Source organism: Microcoleus sp. ARI1-B5 (genome assembly GCF_036705795.1).
Classification (GTDB): Bacteria; Cyanobacteriota; Cyanobacteriia; order Cyanobacteriales; family Microcoleaceae; genus Microcoleus.
The window spans coordinates 530,858-550,234 of sequence record NZ_JAUBVK010000001.1 but is presented as its reverse complement, the minus strand read 5'-3'; the positions used below and the strand labels follow the sequence as shown (position 1 = coordinate 550,234).

At 46.6% G+C, this 19,377-nt stretch carries 20 protein-coding genes; 12 read left to right on the top strand and 8 right to left on the bottom strand.

Going from position 1 to position 19,377, the window contains the following annotated elements:
- The first annotated feature begins 43 nt into the window (after positions 1-43).
- The 8 genes from QUB63_RS02455 (at position 44) to QUB63_RS02420 (ending at position 5,726) form a co-directional block, all read left to right on the top strand.
- The gene (locus QUB63_RS02455; RefSeq protein WP_332943183.1) at positions 44-415 is read left to right on the top strand and encodes a four helix bundle protein; all 372 of its coding nucleotides are present in this window, start codon (positions 44-46) and stop codon (positions 413-415) included.
- Between the two features lie 125 nt (positions 416-540).
- Positions 541-1,536, top strand: a complete 996-nt coding sequence (locus QUB63_RS02450; RefSeq protein WP_332943182.1) for an energy-coupling factor transporter transmembrane component T family protein — start codon at positions 541-543, stop codon at positions 1,534-1,536.
- Positions 1,537-1,795: 259 nt separating this feature from the next.
- On the top strand, positions 1,796-2,233 hold the full coding sequence (acpS, locus tag QUB63_RS02445) for a holo-ACP synthase (protein ID WP_332943181.1): 438 nt from the start codon (positions 1,796-1,798) through the stop codon (positions 2,231-2,233).
- Between the two features lie 42 nt (positions 2,234-2,275).
- Positions 2,276-2,545 (top strand): transcriptional coactivator PipX, encoded by a 270-nt coding sequence (gene pipX, locus QUB63_RS02440; RefSeq protein ID WP_332943180.1) that lies wholly within the window; start codon positions 2,276-2,278, stop codon positions 2,543-2,545.
- A 100-nt stretch (positions 2,546-2,645) separates the two neighbouring features.
- A complete protein-coding gene (locus QUB63_RS02435) occupies positions 2,646-3,332 on the top strand; it encodes a YggS family pyridoxal phosphate-dependent enzyme (RefSeq protein ID WP_332943179.1) in 687 nt (228 codons plus the stop codon).
- Positions 3,333-3,398: 66 nt separating this feature from the next.
- A complete protein-coding gene (locus QUB63_RS02430; RefSeq protein WP_332943178.1) occupies positions 3,399-4,028 on the top strand; it encodes a cell division protein SepF in 630 nt (209 codons plus the stop codon).
- 227 nt (positions 4,029-4,255) lie between these two features.
- Entirely contained in the window at positions 4,256-5,101 is an 846-nt protein-coding gene (gene proC, locus QUB63_RS02425) for a pyrroline-5-carboxylate reductase (RefSeq protein ID WP_332943177.1), read from the top strand.
- Positions 5,102-5,117: 16 nt separating this feature from the next.
- A complete protein-coding gene (locus tag QUB63_RS02420; RefSeq protein WP_332943176.1) occupies positions 5,118-5,726 on the top strand; it encodes a hypothetical protein in 609 nt (202 codons plus the stop codon).
- A gap of 179 nt (positions 5,727-5,905) precedes the next feature.
- Here QUB63_RS02420 and QUB63_RS02415 read toward each other — a convergent pair whose 3' ends face one another.
- Positions 5,906-6,262, bottom strand: coding sequence for a hypothetical protein (locus QUB63_RS02415; RefSeq protein ID WP_332943175.1), 357 nt, complete (start codon positions 6,260-6,262; stop codon positions 5,906-5,908).
- A gap of 199 nt (positions 6,263-6,461) precedes the next feature.
- Positions 6,462-6,662 carry a plasmid partition protein ParG gene (locus QUB63_RS02410; RefSeq protein ID WP_332943174.1) on the bottom strand — a complete coding sequence of 67 codons (201 nt, stop codon included), beginning with the start codon at positions 6,660-6,662 and terminating at the stop codon, positions 6,462-6,464.
- 389 nt (positions 6,663-7,051) lie between these two features.
- Here QUB63_RS02410 and QUB63_RS02405 point away from each other — a divergent pair, with 389 nt between their 5' ends.
- The 3 genes from QUB63_RS02405 to QUB63_RS02395 all read left to right on the top strand — a co-directional run bounded on the left by QUB63_RS02405 (position 7,052) and on the right by QUB63_RS02395 (position 7,968).
- Complete coding sequence (locus tag QUB63_RS02405) at positions 7,052-7,384, top strand: hypothetical protein (RefSeq protein ID WP_332943173.1); 333 nt, start codon at positions 7,052-7,054, stop codon at positions 7,382-7,384.
- Between the two features lie 106 nt (positions 7,385-7,490).
- Positions 7,491-7,718 (top strand): hypothetical protein, encoded by a 228-nt coding sequence (locus tag QUB63_RS02400; RefSeq protein WP_332943172.1) that lies wholly within the window; start codon positions 7,491-7,493, stop codon positions 7,716-7,718.
- A 112-nt stretch (positions 7,719-7,830) separates the two neighbouring features.
- Positions 7,831-7,968: a hypothetical protein gene (locus QUB63_RS02395; RefSeq protein ID WP_332943171.1), complete on the top strand. Its 138-nt coding sequence runs from the start codon at positions 7,831-7,833 to the stop codon at positions 7,966-7,968.
- A 145-nt stretch (positions 7,969-8,113) separates the two neighbouring features.
- Here the strand turns inward: QUB63_RS02395 and QUB63_RS02390 are convergent, their stop codons facing one another.
- The 3 genes from QUB63_RS02390 to QUB63_RS02380 form a co-directional block, all read right to left on the bottom strand.
- Positions 8,114-10,513 carry a bifunctional serine/threonine-protein kinase/ABC transporter substrate-binding protein gene (locus QUB63_RS02390; RefSeq protein ID WP_332943170.1) on the bottom strand — a complete coding sequence of 800 codons (2,400 nt, stop codon included), beginning with the start codon at positions 10,511-10,513 and terminating at the stop codon, positions 8,114-8,116.
- A gap of 70 nt (positions 10,514-10,583) precedes the next feature.
- Positions 10,584-13,157, bottom strand: coding sequence for a bifunctional serine/threonine-protein kinase/ABC transporter substrate-binding protein (locus QUB63_RS02385; protein WP_332943169.1), 2,574 nt, complete (start codon positions 13,155-13,157; stop codon positions 10,584-10,586).
- A 70-nt stretch (positions 13,158-13,227) separates the two neighbouring features.
- Positions 13,228-15,711 (bottom strand): bifunctional serine/threonine-protein kinase/ABC transporter substrate-binding protein, encoded by a 2,484-nt coding sequence (locus QUB63_RS02380; RefSeq protein ID WP_332943168.1) that lies wholly within the window; start codon positions 15,709-15,711, stop codon positions 13,228-13,230.
- Positions 15,712-15,890: 179 nt separating this feature from the next.
- On the opposite strand from QUB63_RS02380, the gene QUB63_RS02375 reads away from it, so the two are divergent.
- Positions 15,891-16,697, top strand: coding sequence for a calcium-binding protein (locus tag QUB63_RS02375; protein WP_332943167.1), 807 nt, complete (start codon positions 15,891-15,893; stop codon positions 16,695-16,697).
- Between the two features lie 109 nt (positions 16,698-16,806).
- Here the strand turns inward: QUB63_RS02375 and plsY are convergent, their stop codons facing one another.
- The 3 genes from plsY to QUB63_RS02360 all read right to left on the bottom strand — a co-directional run bounded on the left by plsY (position 16,807) and on the right by QUB63_RS02360 (position 19,371).
- Positions 16,807-17,487, bottom strand: coding sequence for a glycerol-3-phosphate 1-O-acyltransferase PlsY (gene plsY, locus QUB63_RS02370; protein WP_332943166.1), 681 nt, complete (start codon positions 17,485-17,487; stop codon positions 16,807-16,809).
- Positions 17,488-17,600: 113 nt separating this feature from the next.
- Positions 17,601-18,920: a DUF3086 domain-containing protein gene (locus QUB63_RS02365; RefSeq protein ID WP_332943165.1), complete on the bottom strand. Its 1,320-nt coding sequence runs from the start codon at positions 18,918-18,920 to the stop codon at positions 17,601-17,603.
- 58 nt (positions 18,921-18,978) lie between these two features.
- The gene (locus QUB63_RS02360) at positions 18,979-19,371 is read right to left on the bottom strand and encodes a DUF3119 family protein (protein WP_332943164.1); all 393 of its coding nucleotides are present in this window, start codon (positions 19,369-19,371) and stop codon (positions 18,979-18,981) included.
- Positions 19,372-19,377 lie beyond the last annotated feature (6 nt).

Genomic DNA, 19,377 nt, shown 5'->3' with positions numbered 1-19,377 from the left:
CCCCCAATCTAAAATCTAAAATCTAAAATCTAAAATCACTCAAGTGGATGAACAAGAGTTTAAAAGAAGAACGAAGCAGCTAGCATTGAGAGTTATTAAGCTAGTAGATGCGCGGCCAAAAGAATCGGCTTCTCAGGTGATTGGTAAGCAGTTAATACGTTCGGCAACTTCTGTGGGAGCCAATTATCGAGCTGCTTGTCGTGCTAAGTCAACAGCAGATTTGATTTCTAAACTGAGGATAGTGGAAGAAGAAGCGGATGAAAGTCTTTACTGGATGGAGCTAATTGTTGAAGCGGAATTGCTAGAGGCCACTAAATTGAAAAGTATCATGTCAGAGACTAATGAGATTTTAGCGATGACAGTTGCATCCATTAAAACATTAGTAGCTAAGCACCAAACAGCAAATCGAAGATGAAAAAATCCGCCAATCAATCCTCCCAATCAATCCCCAATCAATCCCCCAATCCCCCAATCCCCCAATCCCTCAATTCCTCAATCCCCCAATCTAAAATCTAAAATCTAAAATCTAAAATCTAAAAGATGGATTTATTGCGATCGCTACCCATAGGACTTTACCTAGAACAACCCGTAACCTGGCTGCACCGGCTAGACTCCCGCGTCAAACTAGCCTGGTTGATGACATTTCTGATCGCGCCAATACTCGCCAATCCCGTTTGGCGGTTGATGCTAGTAGCAATGTTAATCGTACTGACACTCAGCGCATCCATTCCCCTCCGCGTCTGGAAACAGCAAATGGGACTGCTGCTGCTATTCTGCCTTTTAGTATTTTGCCTCAGCGCGATCGCCCCCGACGCAGTCCCATCAGAACACCAGCCCCGCATCCCCGCCGACGAATTAACCTTTTCCCAACAGCCCGCAACCCTTCCACCCCCTCAACAGCCCAAACCCTGGTACCAACCATTTAATTTAGGCTCAAACTCCCCAACCCAAAATCCCAAAACCCCAAGCCCAAATAAACTCCCCCAACCCACAAAATACAGTTACGTTTTATTCAAACAAGGCCCGATTAAAATCACCCGCAAATCCTTAGATTTAGCTATCAACGTCAGCACCCTATTTTTCACAGTAATTTACAGCACCAACCTCTACCTCCTCACCACAGCCAGCGAAGAAATCACCGCCGCCATCGAAAACTTAATGCAGCCCCTGCGCCGCTTGCACTGGCCTGTCACGGAAATAGCACTAACATTAACGTTATCTCTGCGCTTCATTCCCCTAGTATTGGAAGAAATACAAAATTTAGTGCGATCGGTCAGCACTAGAGCCATAAACTGGAAAAAACTCGGATTTCGCCGCGCCGCTCAAGTTTGGTTGACGATCGCCGAGCGCCTGTTAGAAAACTTGCTTTTGCGAGCGGCACAAATTGCTAGCGCCATGAAAGTTCGCGGCTTCACCAGTCCCGATCGACACCGTGTAGAATGGCACTCGTTGCACTTCAAAATCCGAGACTGGATCGCCCTCGGCTGCTTGCTCCTGCTCTGGAGCGCCCGCTTGGTTTGGGGTTGGGACAGTTGACAGTTGACAGTTGACAGTTGACAGTTGACAGTTGACAGTTGACAGCTCGCCCCCCGAGCGAAGCCGAAGGGTTGACCTGTGACAGTTTTGCTTGGATGGGTAGCCAACAAGAATGCAGATTTAGGTAGACTCCAAACCCATATCCAGTCAGTCATCCCCAAATCTCAAATCTCAAAGCTCAATTCTAAAATCCTATGAGATGCTCCCGCGCCTAAGTCCTGCTAAAGTAATGGAGATGAAAATTTAGAGATTCAAGAGTTTGAACATCTATCTCGGGACAGATATTGTATACGTTCCCCGCATTCAAGCTGCGTTAGATCGGTTTGCCGATCGCTTCCTAGAAAAAGTTTACACGCCGGCCGAACAAAGAGACTGCGGGCAACTAAATTCTCAAGACAGCAGTATTAAAGGTAAAATGAACCGAGTTTCCTGCAACCAGCTAGCGGGGCGGTGGGCAGCCAAGGAAGCTGTTGTCAAAGCCCTAGGCACGGGATGGCGGGGAATACGGTATGCAGATGTGGAAATTCGGCGCTCCGAAACTGGTGCTCCAAACGTGCAACTGCACGGAACCGCAGCAGCACGAGCCTCTGTTTGGGGAAATTGCCAGTGGCAGTTGAGCCTCAGCCACGACGGAGACTACTGCACGGCTACGGCGATCGCCCTTTGCACCCCGCGATCGAGCGAAACTAAAATCTAAAATCTAAATCTTTAATCTAATATCGATCGATTGTGAGCGTGAATGACTACCGAAACCTACCTGAACCATCCAAACTTTGGCCTCCTCTTCAGGGTATCCCAGGTTGAAGACAGCCAAGAATTATTTACCACCCTATACGCCCAGCGCCTATTTTTTTTAGTGACAAACGGCCCAGGCGGCCTGAGATTTGAGCCCATCAGCCGCTCCGACGCTCGCCTCATGGTCGAAATTCGCCTGCGAACCCTCCGTCGCAGCGGTCAATATCACGAGTACGACCAATTGCACGCCATTCACCAGCGCACATTTCTCTAGCCAAAATCGGTAATTGGCAATTGGCAATCGCTAATTGCTAACTTGGTAATTGGTATCTGTCTTAATTTTCCTTCCCTCCAGTCAAGAGCGTTGTGCACCCATGACCATTGCCTCTCGAATTAACAGCATTCGCCAACACTTGCCGGAATCAGTGCGGTTAATTGCCGTTACCAAACAGGTATCGACTGATGCTATCCGCGAAGCCTACGACAGCGGCATCCGGGATTTTGGCGAGAGCAAGGTTCAAGAGACTGCCGAAAAACAAAGCCAACTCCAAGATTTGCCGGATATCAACTGGCACTTGATCGGCCACTTGCAAACTAACAAAGCAGCCAAGGCTCTAGAGCATTTCCAGTGGATTCACTCTCTAGACAATTTAAAGCTGGCTCAGCGGCTCTCGCGCTTGGCGGGCGAACAGTCCTGCTCTCCCCAAGTGTGCTTGCAAGTCAAAATGTTGCCCGACCCCGACAAATACGGCTGGAGCGTTCCAGAACTGCTTGCCTCCCTCTGTGAACTCAACAAATGTCAGCATATCAAAATTCAAGGTTTGATGACAATACCTCCGATCGGATTAGATGACTCGCAAATCCTAGAATTGTTTAACAGCACCCGCGAACTTGCTGACAAAATCCAGCAGCAAAATTTGCCCCGCATTCAAATGCAGCAGCTCTCCATGGGGATGTCGGGAGATTATCATTTGGCAATTCAAGCAGGTGCTACTATGATACGGCTAGGAACAAGCTTGTTTGGCTCTAGAAGAGGACAACTTGGGTTAAAAATAGAATAGTCAGCCACCCGCGGCTAACCCGCAACGCGAGTATAGTCGGGGCAGCACAGTCGTGAAGGAGCTTAAATGGTGAACATTTTTTCTAAGCTACGAGATTTTGTAGGCTTCAACAATGAGCCTGAATACGATTACGAGTACGACGAAGCCGAAGGCGAGCGTTTTCAAAACGTCTACCAACCGCCTGAACCTAACGCCGCTGCTGTCGCCGCAGCAGAAGAAGAACGCCGCCAAAATCGCAGAATGCGGGAGCGGTCAGTAGTAGGATCGACAGGTACGGATGTTGTTGCACCAACCGGGGGAGTAGGGTCAGTAATGAATAACGTAATTGGAATGCCAGGAGCTATGAACGGGATTTCGGAAGTAGTAGTGATGGAGCCGCGCACTTTTGAAGAGATGCCGGCAGCAATTCGAGCTCTTAAAGAACGCAAATCTGTGGTTTTGAACCTGACGGTGATGGACCCAGACCAAGCGCAAAGAGCTGTGGACTTTGTGGCGGGCGGTACTTACGCCCTTGACGGTCATCAAGAGCGAATTGGCGAAAGCATTTTCTTGTTTACGCCTAGCTGCGTGCAGGTGAGAACTCAGTCTGGTGTGGTTCACGAAGTGCCCCCAGCCCAAGGACGCCCCCGCCCTGCTGCTGCTGCTCCTGCACCGACAGTCTGGCCTGCTGCAGAACAAGCTCAAATGGCTCAGTAGTCAGTTGACAGTTGACAGTTGACAGTTGACAGTTGACAGTTGACAGTAGTTAGTGGTCAGCAGTCAGTTGACAGCAGTCAGCAGTCAGCAGTCAGCAGTTAGTAGTTAACAACTAATAACTGTGCAATAAATACTGCGGATTAATAACATTAGCTAACAACTAAGTAACCCATGACAACTGATAACTGACAACTAACAACTGACAACTGACAACTGACTAATGACTAATGACTAACATCAAATTTGGTACGATCGGCGGCGGGGTAATGGGAGAAGCTCTCTTATCCCGCCTCATAGCACAAAAAATTTATTTGCCATCCGAAATTTTGGTGAGCGATCCGCAACCCCAACGGCGCGAATTTTTGACGGAAACCTACGGAATCGGAACAACAGCCAGCAATCTAGAAGTTGCTACCGCTACAGAAGTGCTGTTTTTGGCGATTAAACCGCAAATTTTTGAGACGGTAGCTTTGGAGTTGGCGGTGGCGACCGATCGCAAACAAGGAAATAATGGAGAAACTGCTAATTCCCAGCCATCCGCCGCGATAGTGTCAATTTTGGCCGGAGTTCCCCTCAGCAAGCTCGAACCAGCCTTCCCGGGGCGCTCTGTGCTGCGGGTGATGCCAAATACTCCGGCAACGGTAGGCGCGGGAATGAGCGCGATCGCCCCGGGGAAACTCGTTCAACCGGCCCATTTAGAATTAGTCAAGCGGATGTTTCAGGCGGTGGGAGAAGTCGTAGAAGTGCCTGAGAGTATGCTTGATGCGGTGACTGGTCTTTCCGGTTCCGGGCCCGGTTATGTAGCGATTTTTATCGAAGCCTTGACAGATGGCGGAGTTTGTGCTGGTTTGCCGCGGGCGATCGCCTCCCAATTAGCAATCCAAACAGTATTCGGTACGGCGAAGCTGTTGCAAGAAACAGGAATGCACCCAGCAGAATTAAAAGATCGAGTGACAAGTCCCGGCGGCACAACTATTGCCGGAATTGCTACATTAGAAAGTAACGGCTTTCGATCGAGCGCGATCGAAGCAGTCAAAGCAGCTTGTTTGCGTTCTCAAGAATTGGGAAAATAACAACAGAGAATTTAAAATGGCTTATAGCGACTTCAAAGTGAAGGAACTTGTCAAGCAATTCGACTTAACTCTCAATGAAAACCAGGATTTATTTGGCGATACACCAGAAGTAGAGCCTAGCGAAAATCTTAAATCATGGTTGAGAGAAAATTCCGCATTAGCAGTAGACATCAATACAGAAAAAGCTCGTTCTGAACTGATTATTGCACCGATTTTACTTGAAGTTAGGCGGCAATTAAATTATCAAATTGGTTTATTTTCCGGCTCTGAATTTAATGTGGCTCCTGAAAAAGGATTGAACGGAACCTGCGATTTTTTGTTGAGTTTGTCGCCGGAACGCCTGTTTATCAGCGCCCCTGTAATTACCCTTGTGGAAGCTAAAAAAGAAGATATTAGAGCTGGATTGGGGCAGTGCGGGGCCGAGATGTTAGCTGCTCGGTTATTTAACGAACAGGAAGGCAATAACATCCCAATTATTTATGGAGCGGTGACATCGGGTACTGTATGGAGGTTTTTGAAATTAGAGGGCAATGTTATTTATATCGATCCGATCGAATATTACCTGAGAGATGTAGGAAAAATTTTAGGAATTTTATTCAGCGCTATTGCACCATTGCAAAAATAATATCAGTTTCAAAAAATAGTTAGCTCCGCTATTACAGCATTTTTTAAGGAGCGTGAAGTACACCCAGAAACCGGGCAGCCACGGGGGGCTGCTCCTACAGAAACCGGGTTTCTAAATTCAGTACCGATCTAGTGCTATTGCCCGTAGTTCAACTTAGCTTTTCAAGTAGTGTCTCCCATTCAATAATTTGATTTTTGAGCAATTGAGCGCGATCGCCGGACGCCTTGCGCTTGAGGAACAAGCCCTTTCCCGCAAGTTCTTCGCGCGCCATAGCGATACAGCATTCCAGGGCTTTTGCACATTGCCTCCCTATCCTCCTTTGTTAGCTCAGAGTCGGTGATCCCCGCACGCCCTCGGGCGAACTGTTCCAAGAATTCGGAGCGGGAGACGGCAAGAGCCTCAGCCCTGGCATCGATTGCCTTCATTGCGGTGGGAGTCACAAAAATACTGTAACGCTCTTTATTTTCGCCCCAAGCGCTGCGTTCAGCAGGTTTTCTGGCCATGTCTGTGTATGCACAAATAACAATTTTCATCATAGGGCTTGACAACCCAGAAGCAAAAGTGTTATGTCTGTGCATACATAGATATATCTGTGCATACACAGATATGGTCGAACACCAAAACCAAACCCCGCTCCCTCTGACTCACAATCTTTAAGGGCGAGGTCTGGCACTCACTTTCTAGAGATTTCCTCTATGTTTGCAGACTCCGAGCAGCCATATTTTCTGACGGTTGCTAGCCACTTGCGTCGCTTTCATTTTCAGGGCGCTCGTTACGCTGATTTTCTTCTATGTACTGTTTGACCAAATCGATAAGCACTTCATTCATATTTTTTCCGTTCAACGCACAAACAGCTTTAAATCGCTCTCGAAGCGTTCGAGAAGGAAATGTAACTTTCACAGTTGGTACTGGTTCTGTAGTTTTTAGCTCTGCCACTGGGATATTTAGCGCAATTACTTCATATATCCCAGACTACCTGTTAAAGCTCGTTTTTTGCTTAACGATCGAGAGGTGTATATGGGTTATTTGCATTTTATACCCCATATGCGTTATCATACATCCACGAACGCCTACGAACCAAGCAGAAGCATGAAACAGTTATCTGTACTCCCAATGTGGTTGCTTCAGCCAGCTTTGTTAGCGTTAAAAAAACCAAAAACCAAACCCCGCCCCCTCTGACTCACAATCTTTAAGGGCGGGGTCTGGCACTCACTTTCTGGAGATTTCCTTGTTTGGGATGTTTCTGATGTCCCATCGCGCCGCGCAGAGGATCTAGACCATCCTCGGCGCGACTAACCCCCTAATACAACTAGGAGACTTAAATTATGATGACAAATTTTGGCATTGGTTGGGAAACTACACCAAGTTTTCCGCCACAATTGGTTTATTCGCAAACTCTGGGTTTTGTGCCTAAATCCGGCGATACTTTGCCGTCGGTTATTCCTGGTGTCGATACCTTGCCACCTTGCTCTGATGGCTACGAACTGGTGAGGGTAGTTGTTTTTGGATCGAACTACGGCATTAACTATACGATCCGCTGGCTCTGGGGGCTGAATTTCGCTCAAATCTCCGAATGGAGTGTCCCTATACCTGCGCCCGGTTCTAGCGAAATGATGAGCATCGTTACCAAACGGATTCCGTTGGGTGGAACTAACTAACCGGCAAACTTGGTAACAACTTCTTCGGCAATGCTGGCGATAGTTTTATCTGTATCAAAAGCTCGATCGCCAGTTTCTTCCATCAAGACACCAGTGAGGATTGACCATGACTAACGGCAATGGACTTAACGGTGACAGGCCTCAACCCGATCCCATACAAAAGTTAACAGAATATGTCGAATCTTTGGAGATTTCTCTGGAAATTCAGGAGGATAAAACAGACGCTATTGAAGACCAGGTAGCAAGTCTTACCGAGCAGATAACCGAGTTGAAACAACAAGTGAAAGACATATATGGAGACGAAGAGGACTGGAAACGTATGTCAAAGACTTGACGGACTGATCGCAGGCCGTCAAAATAAAAACCGATTGCAACGGGAAAAACTGGAGCGAACCAAGCGCCTACAGGCTGAAGCTGCCTTGGGCAGACCTTTGAGAAAGTCCCCAATGCTTGACTTTGTTGATGATTTGGTACACCGTCCGCCAAATACTGAACAGATGCGCCAGCTCAAGGAACTGTTGTTGCAAGAACAAGCGGCGATAGCGAGACTCATTGCTCTAATCGATCGGCAGCTAGAGGACTAACACCTAGAGTAGCTGTTTGCTGTTCCCAACTTGTCTAGCAGCGCGTGCTGCTGGGCAAGTTTTGTTTTTTAGTGCGGTTGGGAGGTAACGGAATGACGACTTCAGAAGCAATTCTGGTGGACAATTAAATCGATCGCCCGCGATATCAATCGCACTTTAAACCGGCCTCCTTGGCGGTGGCATACTTGACGGGAACAAAAGCGAGGCCGAACGGCTCTTGCGGACACTCTACAATATGTGCTAAATCGGTGGGAGGATTTTTGCGATCGCCATTCTTCGGCGAGTTAAACTGAATAATTCCTGTTGCTCCCCACGCCTTAAAATTAGGAGATGAAAGCATTTTCTGCATTCCTTCGCGACTGGGTATTGGCTGCATTTTCAATGCTTTGACGATCGCGCGCGCTGCATCGTAACCTGAAGCCGTACAAGTATTAGGCTCTTCTCCCCAGAGCGATCGAGCCTGTTGGGGAAATTTTTGGTTTTGACTGTTTAAAGGATGCCAGCCCACAGAAAAAATGACTTTTTTAAACAACTTTTGCGGTTGCCCATATAAAAATTCTAACATTTGCTGAAACATCAGCGTCCATGCCCCGACAATCCAATTGCGATCGGCGTTAAGTCCGATTATCTCAAATGCGTTGTTTAGAGATATTGCCAGATGGGGATCTGGAACTAACACGATCGCAGTTTCTCCGTTTGCCTGAATTTCCTCGATCGCTCTTGCGGCATTGAAATCTCCTCTAGATATATCATAATCGCGAATCCTAACTATTGTTCCCCCTTGGGCATCTTGAAGAAAATAGTTTTTGTAATCTTCCACAAAAGATGCGCCGAACGGGCTGCCCGGATTGTATAAAATTGCTACTTGTCTTTGATTTTGTTCTAAGAGGTAGTCTGCTAAATCTCTAGCTATGAAACTGGTTGTATATTGAGTCCGAAAAAAATATTTTTTCGGCTCGTCGGTCAGCTCTTTCGTGGCTGCACCCGGAGACATCAAAACCAGATTATTGTCATTGTAAATATCTACAACGTGCATCGTCATCGCGCTGCTAGCGTGACCGACAACTGCTAAAATATCCGAGCGCTCCACTAATGAAATTGCTCTTTGTTGTGCCTCCACTGCATCGTTCGCATCGTCAGCAATAATTACTTTAAGTCCTTTGCCCTTAATGGATTTACCCAGTAAAAAACCCCGACCGGGAAAGTCACACTCCCGAGAATTTAACAGTTCCAAATTAACTTCTGTTTGCGCTTGAGCCACTCCGCGCAGAAATTCTTTCGCTTGATTGCCAAGCTGAGCATAACTGTTTGCAGGATTTTTCCAACAAAGCGGAAGGGCTACAGCAATTGTATAATAAGGAGCATTGCTGGCATCCAGAAAAGCATTGTTGATGTAAACTAAAGTTTCGGGATCTTTGCCATGTTCTCTGTCATGTTCTCTCTGCCACGAGTCTTTGAATGAATTAAAAGCTTTCTTTGAATTTACAGATGCAAATTCTTTAACTCCTCTTTGCTTTAACCAAGGAGCGGAACTTGTCAGGAGAATTTTTTCTCCTGCACTTAAACCATCTGGGAGAACTAAAGGAGGGTTTGAAGGGATAGGTGGCTTGCTGTCACGGGCGATCGCATCTTCCACTTCTACTATCGCATTATTAACAGGCTGCTGTACTTCCAAGTGCGGCGGGCGCGATACCGCTAGCAATTGCAAATCTTGCAAAACTTCAACAGCAGATTGATAGCGTTTGCCGAAACCATAGCTCACCATCTTGTTTAAAACAGTTTCTAATTGGCGGCTAATTTCCGCAATCGGCCTATCTGGCGTGGAGTAGTGCCAGACTATATACCCTTGCGGATGCAGCAGCAAATCCCTAGCAGGACGCAATCCAGTAACAGCTTGAATGGCGATGATGCCGACAGCGTAAATATCGCTACAAACTTGAGGGTTCCCGTGCATTTGTTCGGGCGGGGCATATCCTGCCGTGTAAATAGTTCGGGTTCTAGTTTGTCCCGACTCTGTAATTTCCAAGCTGCTAATTTCTTTAACTGCTCCAAAGTCTATCAGAACAATTTTGCCGTCCCTTTTGCGGATGAGATTAGAAGGTTTAAGATCGCGGTGGATGACACGATTCTGGTGAACAAACCTTAAAATTTCGAGAAGGTCTCGCAGAAAAGCGATCGTCTTTTCCTCAGTCCACTGCTGCTCTGTTGCGAGTTCTTGGCTCAGCGGATTTCCTTCGATGTATTCCTGAACCAAGTAAAAATTTCTATTTTCCGGGGATGGTGAAAAACTCTGATAATACTCAGGAATGCGCGAGTGATGACCGAGCAGGCGCAAAGCCTCAACTTCCCTTTGAAATCGCTGGTTTGCGTCCTGCCAAACCAGCGTATCTGTAGATTGAGGAGGCTTAATTTCCTTAACGACGCACAGGGGATTTCCAGGTTGTTTGAGATCGTAAGCTTTATAGGTTGTGGCAAACCCTCCCTCACCTAATATATCGATAATTTGGTAGCGATCGCGCAGAATATCCCCTGGATTCAGGCACATAAGTTTTTTACGATGATAGCGGTTTTCAGTTGAGTGAAGTACAGATTTCGGGTAGAAACTTAAAACCATATCAGTCGCAGTTTAAACCGGCCGAAGAGGCTGTCGAATACTTGACGGGAACAAAGGCGAGGCCGAACTGCTCTTTTGGACACTTGACAATATGCACCAATTCGCTGGGGGGATTTTTACGATCGCCATTGTCCGGCGAGTTAAACTGAATAATTCCTGTTGCTCCCTGGGCGCTAAAATCAGTAGATGCAAGCGTTTTCTGCATTCCATTGCGGCTGGGTTCCTGCTGAATTTCCAACTGCATTTCCAATGCTTTTACGATCGCGCGAGTTGCATCGTAAGTTGAAGCTGTACGGGTATTTACCTCTCCTCCCCAGAGCGATCGAGCCTGTTGGGGAAATTCTTTGTTGGGACTGTTTAAGGGATGCCAGCTAACAGAAAAAATGAGTTTTTTAAACAACTTTTGCTGTTGCCTCGATGCAAGTTCTAAAGTTTGCGGTTGCATCAGCGTCCACGACCCGGAAATCCAATTGCGAGATCCATTAAGTTTCATTATTTCAAATGCGTTTTGCATAGACTCCGTAACTAGATCGTCGGGAACTAACACGAGCGCAGTTTCTCCGCTTGCCTGAATTTCCTCGATCGCTCTTTGAGCGTTGAAGTCTTTTTTAGATAAATCGAAATCGCGAATCCGGACTATTTTTCCCCCTCGGATGTCTCGAAAATACTTTGTGTACTCATTCTTAAAATCTGCGCTGAACGGACTTGTCGGACTGTATAAAATTACCACTTTTTTTTGTTGTTGTGCGATGATGTAGTCCGCTAATTTTTTAGCTATTACACTACTCGTATATAGAGTGCGAAAGAAAAACTTTCTCGGCTTATAAGTCAGTTCTTCCGTGGCAGTACCCGGAGAAATTAAAACCAAATTATTTTTATTGTAAATATCTACCGCGTGCATCGTCATGTCGCTGTTACTATGACCGACAACTGCTAAAATATCCGGTCGATCGACCAGCGCCCTCGCTATTTCTTTAGCTTTTTTACCATCGTTTGCATCGTCACCAATAATTACTTTAAGTCCTTTGCCGTTAATGGCTTGACTTGGTAAAAAACCTTGACCGGGAAAGTCCTTATTGCTGCTAAAATTAGGCAGTCCCAAATTAACTTCTGTTTGTGCTTGAGCCAATCCGCGCAGAATTTCTTTTGCCCGATCGGCCATGATATCGGAACGATCGGGATTTTTCGGGCTGCTAAGGGGAAGGGCGATAGCAATTGTGTAATAAGGAGTATTGCTTGCCTCCAAAAAGGCATTATTCATGTAAATTAAAGTTTCTGGATCTTGGCCGTATTCTTCGTTCCACGATTTTTTGAATAGATCGAAGGCCGATCGATAATTTGAATTGGCAAACTCTTCAACTCCTCTTTGCTTTAACCTAGGACTAGAACTTGTAACGAGGATCTCTTCGCCGCAACTTAAAGCATCTCCCTGGATTAAAGGACAAGTTGGAGGTTGAATAATGCGCAAACAAATCAGGGCTGCCTGTCCCGCCACCATTGCCGCCACTGCCCGCAGCAACCTGTTAAAGAGATATCTAGAAAACTGCTGGCGTTTCGGGCGCGAATGCGATGTTGGTGGCAGCGCGATCGCCTCGGACAGCGGCGAGTTTTCAGGTGCTAGCGAGAGTCTTTCTAAATCTGGCAACACCTCAGCAGCAGATGGATGCGGTGTCGCGGTTGTCAGGGCTACTAGCTGCGGTGGTGGCGACTGCAATTGCGGTGCCGCGATTTCGTCCAAATCTTGCAAAACTTCAACAGCAGATTGATAGCGTCTGGCAAAATCATAGCTCACCATCTTGTTTAAAACAGTTTCTAATTGGTGGCTAATTTTCGCAATCGGCCTGTATGGCGTCGAGTAGTGCCAGACTATATACCCTTGCGGATGCAGCAGCAAATCGATAGCAGGACGCAATCCAATAACAGCTTGAATGGCGATAATGCCAGCAGCGTAAATATCGCTGCAAAATTGAGGGTTCCCGTGCATTTGTTCGGGCGGGGCATATCCTGGCGTGTGGATAGTTCGCGTTCTAGTTTGTCCCGACTCAGTAATTTCCAAGCTGCTAATTTCTTTAACTGCTCCAAAGTCTATCAGAACAATTTTGCCGGATCTTTTGCGGATGAGATTAGAAGGTTTAAGGTCGCGGTGGATAACACGATTCTGGTGAACAAAACTTAAAATTTCGAGAAGGTCTCGCAGAAAAGCGATCGTCTTTTCCTCAGTCCACTGCGGCCCGCTCGCGAGTTCTTGGCTCAGCGGATTTCCTTCGATATATTCCTGAACCAAGTAGAAATTTCTATTTTCCTGAGATGGTAAAAAACTCTCATAATACTCAGGAATGCGCGAGTGATGACCTAGCCTGCGCAAAGCCGCAACTTCCCTTTGAAATCGCTGTTGTGCTTCCTCCAACAGTCCCGGATCGTTAGATTGAGGCGACCTAATTTCCTTGACAACGCACGGGGAATTTTCGGGGCTGTCCAAAACATTAGCCCTATAGGTTGTGGCAAACCCTCCCTCACCTAATGTATCGATAATTTGGTAGCGATCGCGCAGAATATCCCCTGGATTCAGGCACATAAGTTTTTTACGATGATAGCGGTTTTCAGTTGAGTGAAGTACAGATTTCGGGTAGAAACTTAAAACCATATCAGTCGCACTTTAAACCGGCCGAAGAGGCTGTCGAATACTTGACGGGAACAAAAGCGAGGCCGAACTGCTCTTTTGGACACTTGACAATATGCACCAATTCGCTGGGGGGATTTTTGCGATCGCCATTTGTCGGCGAGTTAAACTGAATGGTTCCTGTTGCTCCTTCGGCGCTAAAATCAGGAGATGAAAGCATTTTCTGCATTCCTTCGCGGCTGGGTTGCGGCTGCATTTCTAATGCTGTGACGACGGCGCGCACTGCATCGTAAGCAAAGGCTGTACGGGTATTTACCTCTCCTCCCCAGAGCGATCGAGCGTCTTGAGAAAATTTTTTGTTAGGACTGCTTAAGGGATGCCAGCCGACAGAGAAGATTACTTTCTCAAAAGCCTGTTGCCCCGATGCAAGTTCTAAAGTTTCTTGCCGGACGAGCGTCCATGCCCCGGCAATCCAACTGCGATCGCGGTTGGCTTTCATCACCTCGATCGCGCTGTTTAGAGAACTCGTAACTTGAGCGTCTGGAACTAACGCGATCGCTGTTTCTCCGTTTGCCTGGATTTCCTTTATTGCTCTTGGGGCGTTGAAGTCTTTTTTAGATAAATCAAAATCGCGGATATTTGCGATCGTTCCTCCTCTGCTGTCTTGAAAATACTTTCTGAATTCTTGCCGAAAAGACGCGCCGAACGGACTTGCCTGATTGTATAAAATAGCTACTTTTTTTTGATTTTTTTCAAGGAGGGAATCCGCTAAAGTTTTAGCTATTAAGCTGCTTGTATAGGGAGTCCGAAAAAAATATTTGCGCGGTTCTTCTGTCAGTTCTTCCGTGGAGGTACCCGGGGACATTAAAACCAGGTTATTTTTATCGTAAATATCTACAACCTGCATCGTCATATCGCTGTTAGTGTGACCGACAACCGCTAAAATATTCGGTTGCTTCACCAGTGAGTTGGCTCTTTGAATTCCCTCGGACTTACTATTGGCATCGTCAGCAATAACTACTCTGAGTCCTTTTCCGTTAATGGCTTTCCCTTGTAAAAAACCTTGACCGGGAAAGTCGTTATTGCTGCTAGAATTGAGGAGGGCTAAATTAACTTGTGTTTGCGCTTGAGCAACGCCTCGGAGAACTTCTTTTGCCTGATCGGCAAGGATAGGAGAACTGTCCTGATTTCTCCGGCGAATGGGAACGGCAATAGCAATTGTGTAATAATCAGCCTCGATCGCCTCCAGAAAGGCATTATTCATGTAAATTAAAGTTTCTGGATCTTTGCCGTATTCTTTCTGCCACGATTTTTTGAATAAATTAAAAGCTTGTTTAAAAGCTTGCGGAGAATTTGAAGCTGCAAACTCGTCAACTCCTCTTTGTTTTAACCGAGGACTAGAAGTTGTAACGAGAATTTTATCTCCAGCACTTAAACCATCTGGGAGGACTGCAGGATGGGGTTTTCGGGCGATCGTCTCGATCGCGGTCGCGATCGCAAAGCCGGCCGCCACGATCGCGACCGCGATCGACAAGCGGACTCTCAATTTACCTCCCCGTGGGCCTGGAGACAGGCCTGATGTCTGTTTTACAGGAACATCTGCTGTGGTGACACAGACATCAGGCCTGTTCGCTAGCGATTCCCTACGGGATAGCTTCGCCGCGCGTAAATCCTCCAACACCTCAGCAGCGGATTGATAGCGATCGGTAAAGTGGTAGCGTACCATCTTGTTTAAAATTCTTCTTAAATCATCGCTAACCTGTGGGATCTCTCTATCGGGGGTCGAGTAGTGCCAGATAATTTCGCAAGTTGGTTTATGATTGCAAAGGTCTGCAATATCTAAACCTGCGATCGCTTGAATGCCGACGATTCCTGCGGCATAGATATCGCTGTTAAATCTCGGCTGATTTTTCCACTGTTCGGCCGGCATATAACCCTCTGTACCAACGGCGCGAGTTTGAGTGATGTTCCCCGACTCAAACGCCAAACTGCGGATCGCTTTTACTGCCCCAAAATCGATCGCTGCAATTTTGCCGTCTAGTTTGCGCCGGATTAAGTTTGACGGTTTAATATCGCGGTGAATAATATTTTGAGAGTGGACGCAATTTAAAACCTCTAAAATATCCTGCAATAAATTGATGACTTGTTGTTCTGTTAATTTTTTGCCGTCACCGAGTTCTTTGCTCAGCGGCTCTCCTTCTATGTATTCTTGAATTAAGTAAAAATTTCCATTTTTTTCAAAGCTCTCAATTAACGCAGGAATGCGCGGACATTTATCTTTTAGATGCAGCAGAGTTTTAGCTTCTTTTTCAAATTGCTGTCGTGCGGACTCCAACAGTCGCGGATCGTTAGATTGAGGCTGCCCAATTTCCTTGACGACGACGCACAGGGGATTTTCTGGGCTACCCAAAGCATCCTGAGCCGTATAGGTTGTGGCAAACCCTCCCTCACCTAATGTATCGATAATTTGGTAGCGATCGCGCAGAATATCCCCTGGATTCAGGCACATAAGTTTTTTACACTCCCTCGATTTGCTGCACTCGTGGATGTCGATCGTACCACAAATATGACTTTTATGAACTCCAGGTTATGACTTTTATGAACTCAAGGTTATGAATATATGAATTGACTTTGAGAGTGGCTTGTTTAATCATGTTGACATCCGAGATTTTAGGGAGAAAATATTTTATGGTTTTACGAGCAGACCCATCAGGAGTACCCAGATTAATTGGCGACAATACATCTGAATCAGTTTTTTTATCCCTCGCTAATTTCCAATTCGGAGGTATAACTAATTTCCCTTCGGGAGTCTGGATGCTTGGAGGTGACGATACAGTTAGTGGCTCAACAGCTAGCGATTTGGTTTATGGCAATGACGGAGAAGATGCGCTAGTAGGATATGCTGGCAACGATTCTTTATTGGGAGGAAGAGGGAAAGATGACCTGTGGGGAGATGAGGGAAATGACTGTTTGAGTGGCGGTCAAGATGCAGATTGGCTTCTTGGTGGAGCAGGAAATGATATTTTATTGGGAGGCAGAGGCAATGATATTTTATACAGCGGTAACGGTAATGATACTCTGATTGGAGGTTTGGGTCGAGACTGGTTATCAAGTGTGGATCGTGATAATGCTTCGCGGAAAACCAGTGGAAGTAACTTATACGTCCTCCAAGTAGAATCAGGAATTACTGATATCAATAAGGCCGATTTTATTAACAAATTTCAACTCGGTTTAGATCGAATTGGATTAGCAGGAGGTTTGACTGTTAACGATATAGTTTTGGATAACTTGACAAATGTGCTGCTGTTAAGAGATTTTGATTTTTCAGAAGATGCCAAACGCACTGTTTCCCCAGCCGATGCTTTAATTCCTTCAACTTTTGTGACTTCAGGGACTCTCATCAAAGTTAGGGATTCTGGAGATTTAATAGGTTTTGTTTATGGTGTAACGCCCAGTCAACTCCAAAACCGCATTATATCAGTTCCGGGATTCTGAGCTTGAGGATGCGTTGCAACACATCCTACAAAAGCCAGATTTGAGACAGCTAAATTACAGGAAATGGCAGGTTTATTTATGGAAGATTGGGATTAAATCAAACTAATTATCACTCGCTAGCGGCTGTTTCCAATTTCTCCCCAATTCTCGGTTCCGTCCCATTCAACAGACGCTGAATGTTGCTGCGGTGCCGCACAATCACAAACACGCCACCAGCAATTCCAAACAATACATAAGCCAGCGGCTGATGTAAAGCAAACATCAATCCAGCAACGCTAATTGCGCCGATAATTGAACTTAAAGAAACAATTCGGGACACCGCAAAAACTATTCCAAAAATCCCGAAAGTTCCCAAACCCACTGGCCAGTACAAACCGAGCAAAACTCCCAAACTCGTAGCCACAGATTTACCGCCGGTAAACCCCAGCCAGATAGATTTGCTGTGGCCCAAAACAGCAAATAAACCTGCCAAAGTTGCCATCCAAGGGATGATAGTTGCAGTATTTTCTAAACCGGCGGCGATCGCGAGCTGCCTGGTAAAATCTAGAGAGTAGATGTAGCGGATTAGGACGATCGCACTTACCCCCTTCAACACGTCAACCAGCAACACCCCCAACCCCGGCCACTTCCCCAAAGTCCTGAGTACATTAGTCGCGCCCGTCGAACCAGAACCCACTTCGCGAATATCAATTCCCAGCATCCATTTGCCCAAAGCGTACCCAGTCGGAATCGAACCCAGCAGGTAAGCTGCGATTAACAATGCGCCATTTAAAACTATCCAACTAGCCATTTTTTAAGTTTAAATTTCGTGTACTTTAAAAATTTTCCACCTTTGAAATCTAATAATTAGCAATTAGCAATTACCAATTAGCAATTACCAATTACCAATTACCAATTACCAATTCAAAAATCCTTCGCAGCCATCAAAGTTTGCGGATCGGGAGCAAAGGCCAGCCACAGCGGAAATTGCAGCATCGACAAACTAATTAAATCCTCAGTTTCATCGATCGCAATTAACGGCAACTTGCCATCTTTCACCAGTCGATCGGCTTTTTGAGCCAAAGCCTCCGCAGACTCAAACAAAATAATCCCACGTTCCGGGCCAAAATCGCTGCGAGTAATCCCCAAACAATCCTGCAAACCCCGGCGCCACTCACCCAAACGTTCGGGACTGTTCGCGAGCACCAAAGTCCGCACCCGCGGGCCGTAGACGCTTCTGAGTACAGAAATAATGGTTGAACTAATCAAGATATTTTGCAAGCGCGAACCCATTGTTCGCAAAGCGCCCCTTCCTCCTTGGGTGAAAAACCAGTTAGAAACCCGTTCCGCATGGATGGGTTCAAAGGTGCGGCGGAGTTGCCAAGGCGGGCCGTAATAGTCGGGGAGAGTGCGATATTGGTCTAGGGTGCGGCGAATTTGTTTGGCTTGTTCTTGAAATCCCTGTTCGGCAAATCTGGGATTTACTGGGGAAGAGGATGGAGAATCCTCAGCAGGAGTTTGCTTGGGCGTCTCTTGCACCGGCGGTGTCAAATCTAAGAGTTCGGCGGTGGCGGCCAAATCCTGCAAACTGCCGACTAGATAGTCTTTGAAACCTTGAACTCGAATTGCTAAATCTTGGGAAACGCCTGCAAAAGTTGTGCGCATTTCCTTTTGAATTCGATCGCGCCGGCGTTCGAGTTTTTCTACTTCGATTTGTAGGGCCATTTTGCGATTATCTAGTTGAATCAAGCCGTCTTGTACCAAACGCCCGATCGATGCTTGAGCCTCGCCCAACGCTTCTTGGGCCTTAGCTTTGTCGGCTTCCAAGGCGGCAATTCTGTCAGTCAAATCTTGTTCTTGCTGCTGCAATGCTTTGACTCGCTCTGCCAAATTTTCGGTAACATTTTCTGGTACGGGCGTTACCGTTTCTGCGGTTGTTGTTGGCTGCGAGTCTGTTTCTGGCTCGATTTGAGCGATCGAACTTTCAGAGGAGCGATCGTCTGTTTCAGGCTCGATTTGAGCGATCGCGCCTGCTGCGTCCACAAATCGGGCGATTTGGGCATCTTCCTCGTCCAGCGGGTCTGTTTCGGGCGCTCGTTGGGCTTCGGGATCGTTTTGTTCGATCGACAATTCCCGTATTTGAGATGGCAATTGGTTGTCCGTCTCATTCACGGGTAAAGTTGCTTCGCCGTCAGCGGCTGGTTGCGATTGCGGTTCTTGGGTTGGAGATTCGTCTGAATTCATGGGAATTTTGTTCGGCGTAGGGCACAGAAAAGTTAAAAATTTAAAATTAACAACTTTTTTAGTCTTGACGGGGACAGCGCTGTTCTAAGCAGGTCTGTAGCATTTTACGATCGAACAGAACCGGTAGAAAGTGAATGCTGTTAATTTCTTTGAAATAGAACAAAATCGGCACAGCGGGCCAAAATATCCGCCAATTTAGCCATTCTCGGTAAGCAAAGCGGCGGATTAAGTTGGACGATCGATAAATGTCCAAATCGGTTGGGGTAAATTGCAGCCGGAGGGTGGCGGCTTGGTACATCAGAAACAAGCCGAACAGCGAAACCGACAAACTCGCCCACTTCTGCACGAACAGCAGCGGTACGGCGGCCAGTACCAGGACTAAGGGAATCGCATAACTCGGGGCGAGTTCGATCGTATTTGTCGGCGAAGTAGCAGAGGCAGTTGTATTCACGGGTTT

Bases quoted from the DNA above. Each gene is read 5' to 3' on its own strand.
- QUB63_RS02450 (WP_332943182.1), top strand. From the start codon at position 541: ATGGATTTATTGCGATCGCTACCCATAGGACTTTACCTAGAACAACCC.
- pipX (WP_332943180.1), top strand. From the start codon at position 2,276: ATGACTACCGAAACCTACCTGAACCATCCAAACTTTGGCCTCCTCTTC.
- QUB63_RS02435 (WP_332943179.1), top strand. From the start codon at position 2,646: ATGACCATTGCCTCTCGAATTAACAGCATTCGCCAACACTTGCCGGAA.
- QUB63_RS02430 (WP_332943178.1), top strand. From the start codon at position 3,399: ATGGTGAACATTTTTTCTAAGCTACGAGATTTTGTAGGCTTCAACAAT.
- proC (WP_332943177.1), top strand. From the start codon at position 4,256: ATGACTAACATCAAATTTGGTACGATCGGCGGCGGGGTAATGGGAGAA.
- QUB63_RS02420 (WP_332943176.1), top strand. From the start codon at position 5,118: ATGGCTTATAGCGACTTCAAAGTGAAGGAACTTGTCAAGCAATTCGAC.
- QUB63_RS02415 (WP_332943175.1), bottom strand. From the start codon at position 6,262: ATGATGAAAATTGTTATTTGTGCATACACAGACATGGCCAGAAAACCT.
- QUB63_RS02405 (WP_332943173.1), top strand. From the start codon at position 7,052: ATGATGACAAATTTTGGCATTGGTTGGGAAACTACACCAAGTTTTCCG.
- QUB63_RS02400 (WP_332943172.1), top strand. From the start codon at position 7,491: ATGACTAACGGCAATGGACTTAACGGTGACAGGCCTCAACCCGATCCC.
- QUB63_RS02395 (WP_332943171.1), top strand. From the start codon at position 7,831: ATGCTTGACTTTGTTGATGATTTGGTACACCGTCCGCCAAATACTGAA.
- QUB63_RS02390 (WP_332943170.1), bottom strand. From the start codon at position 10,513: ATGTGCCTGAATCCAGGGGATATTCTGCGCGATCGCTACCAAATTATC.
- QUB63_RS02385 (WP_332943169.1), bottom strand. From the start codon at position 13,157: ATGTGCCTGAATCCAGGGGATATTCTGCGCGATCGCTACCAAATTATC.
- QUB63_RS02380 (WP_332943168.1), bottom strand. From the start codon at position 15,711: ATGTGCCTGAATCCAGGGGATATTCTGCGCGATCGCTACCAAATTATC.
- QUB63_RS02375 (WP_332943167.1), top strand. From the start codon at position 15,891: ATGGTTTTACGAGCAGACCCATCAGGAGTACCCAGATTAATTGGCGAC.
- plsY (WP_332943166.1), bottom strand. From the start codon at position 17,487: ATGGCTAGTTGGATAGTTTTAAATGGCGCATTGTTAATCGCAGCTTAC.
- QUB63_RS02365 (WP_332943165.1), bottom strand. From the start codon at position 18,920: ATGAATTCAGACGAATCTCCAACCCAAGAACCGCAATCGCAACCAGCC.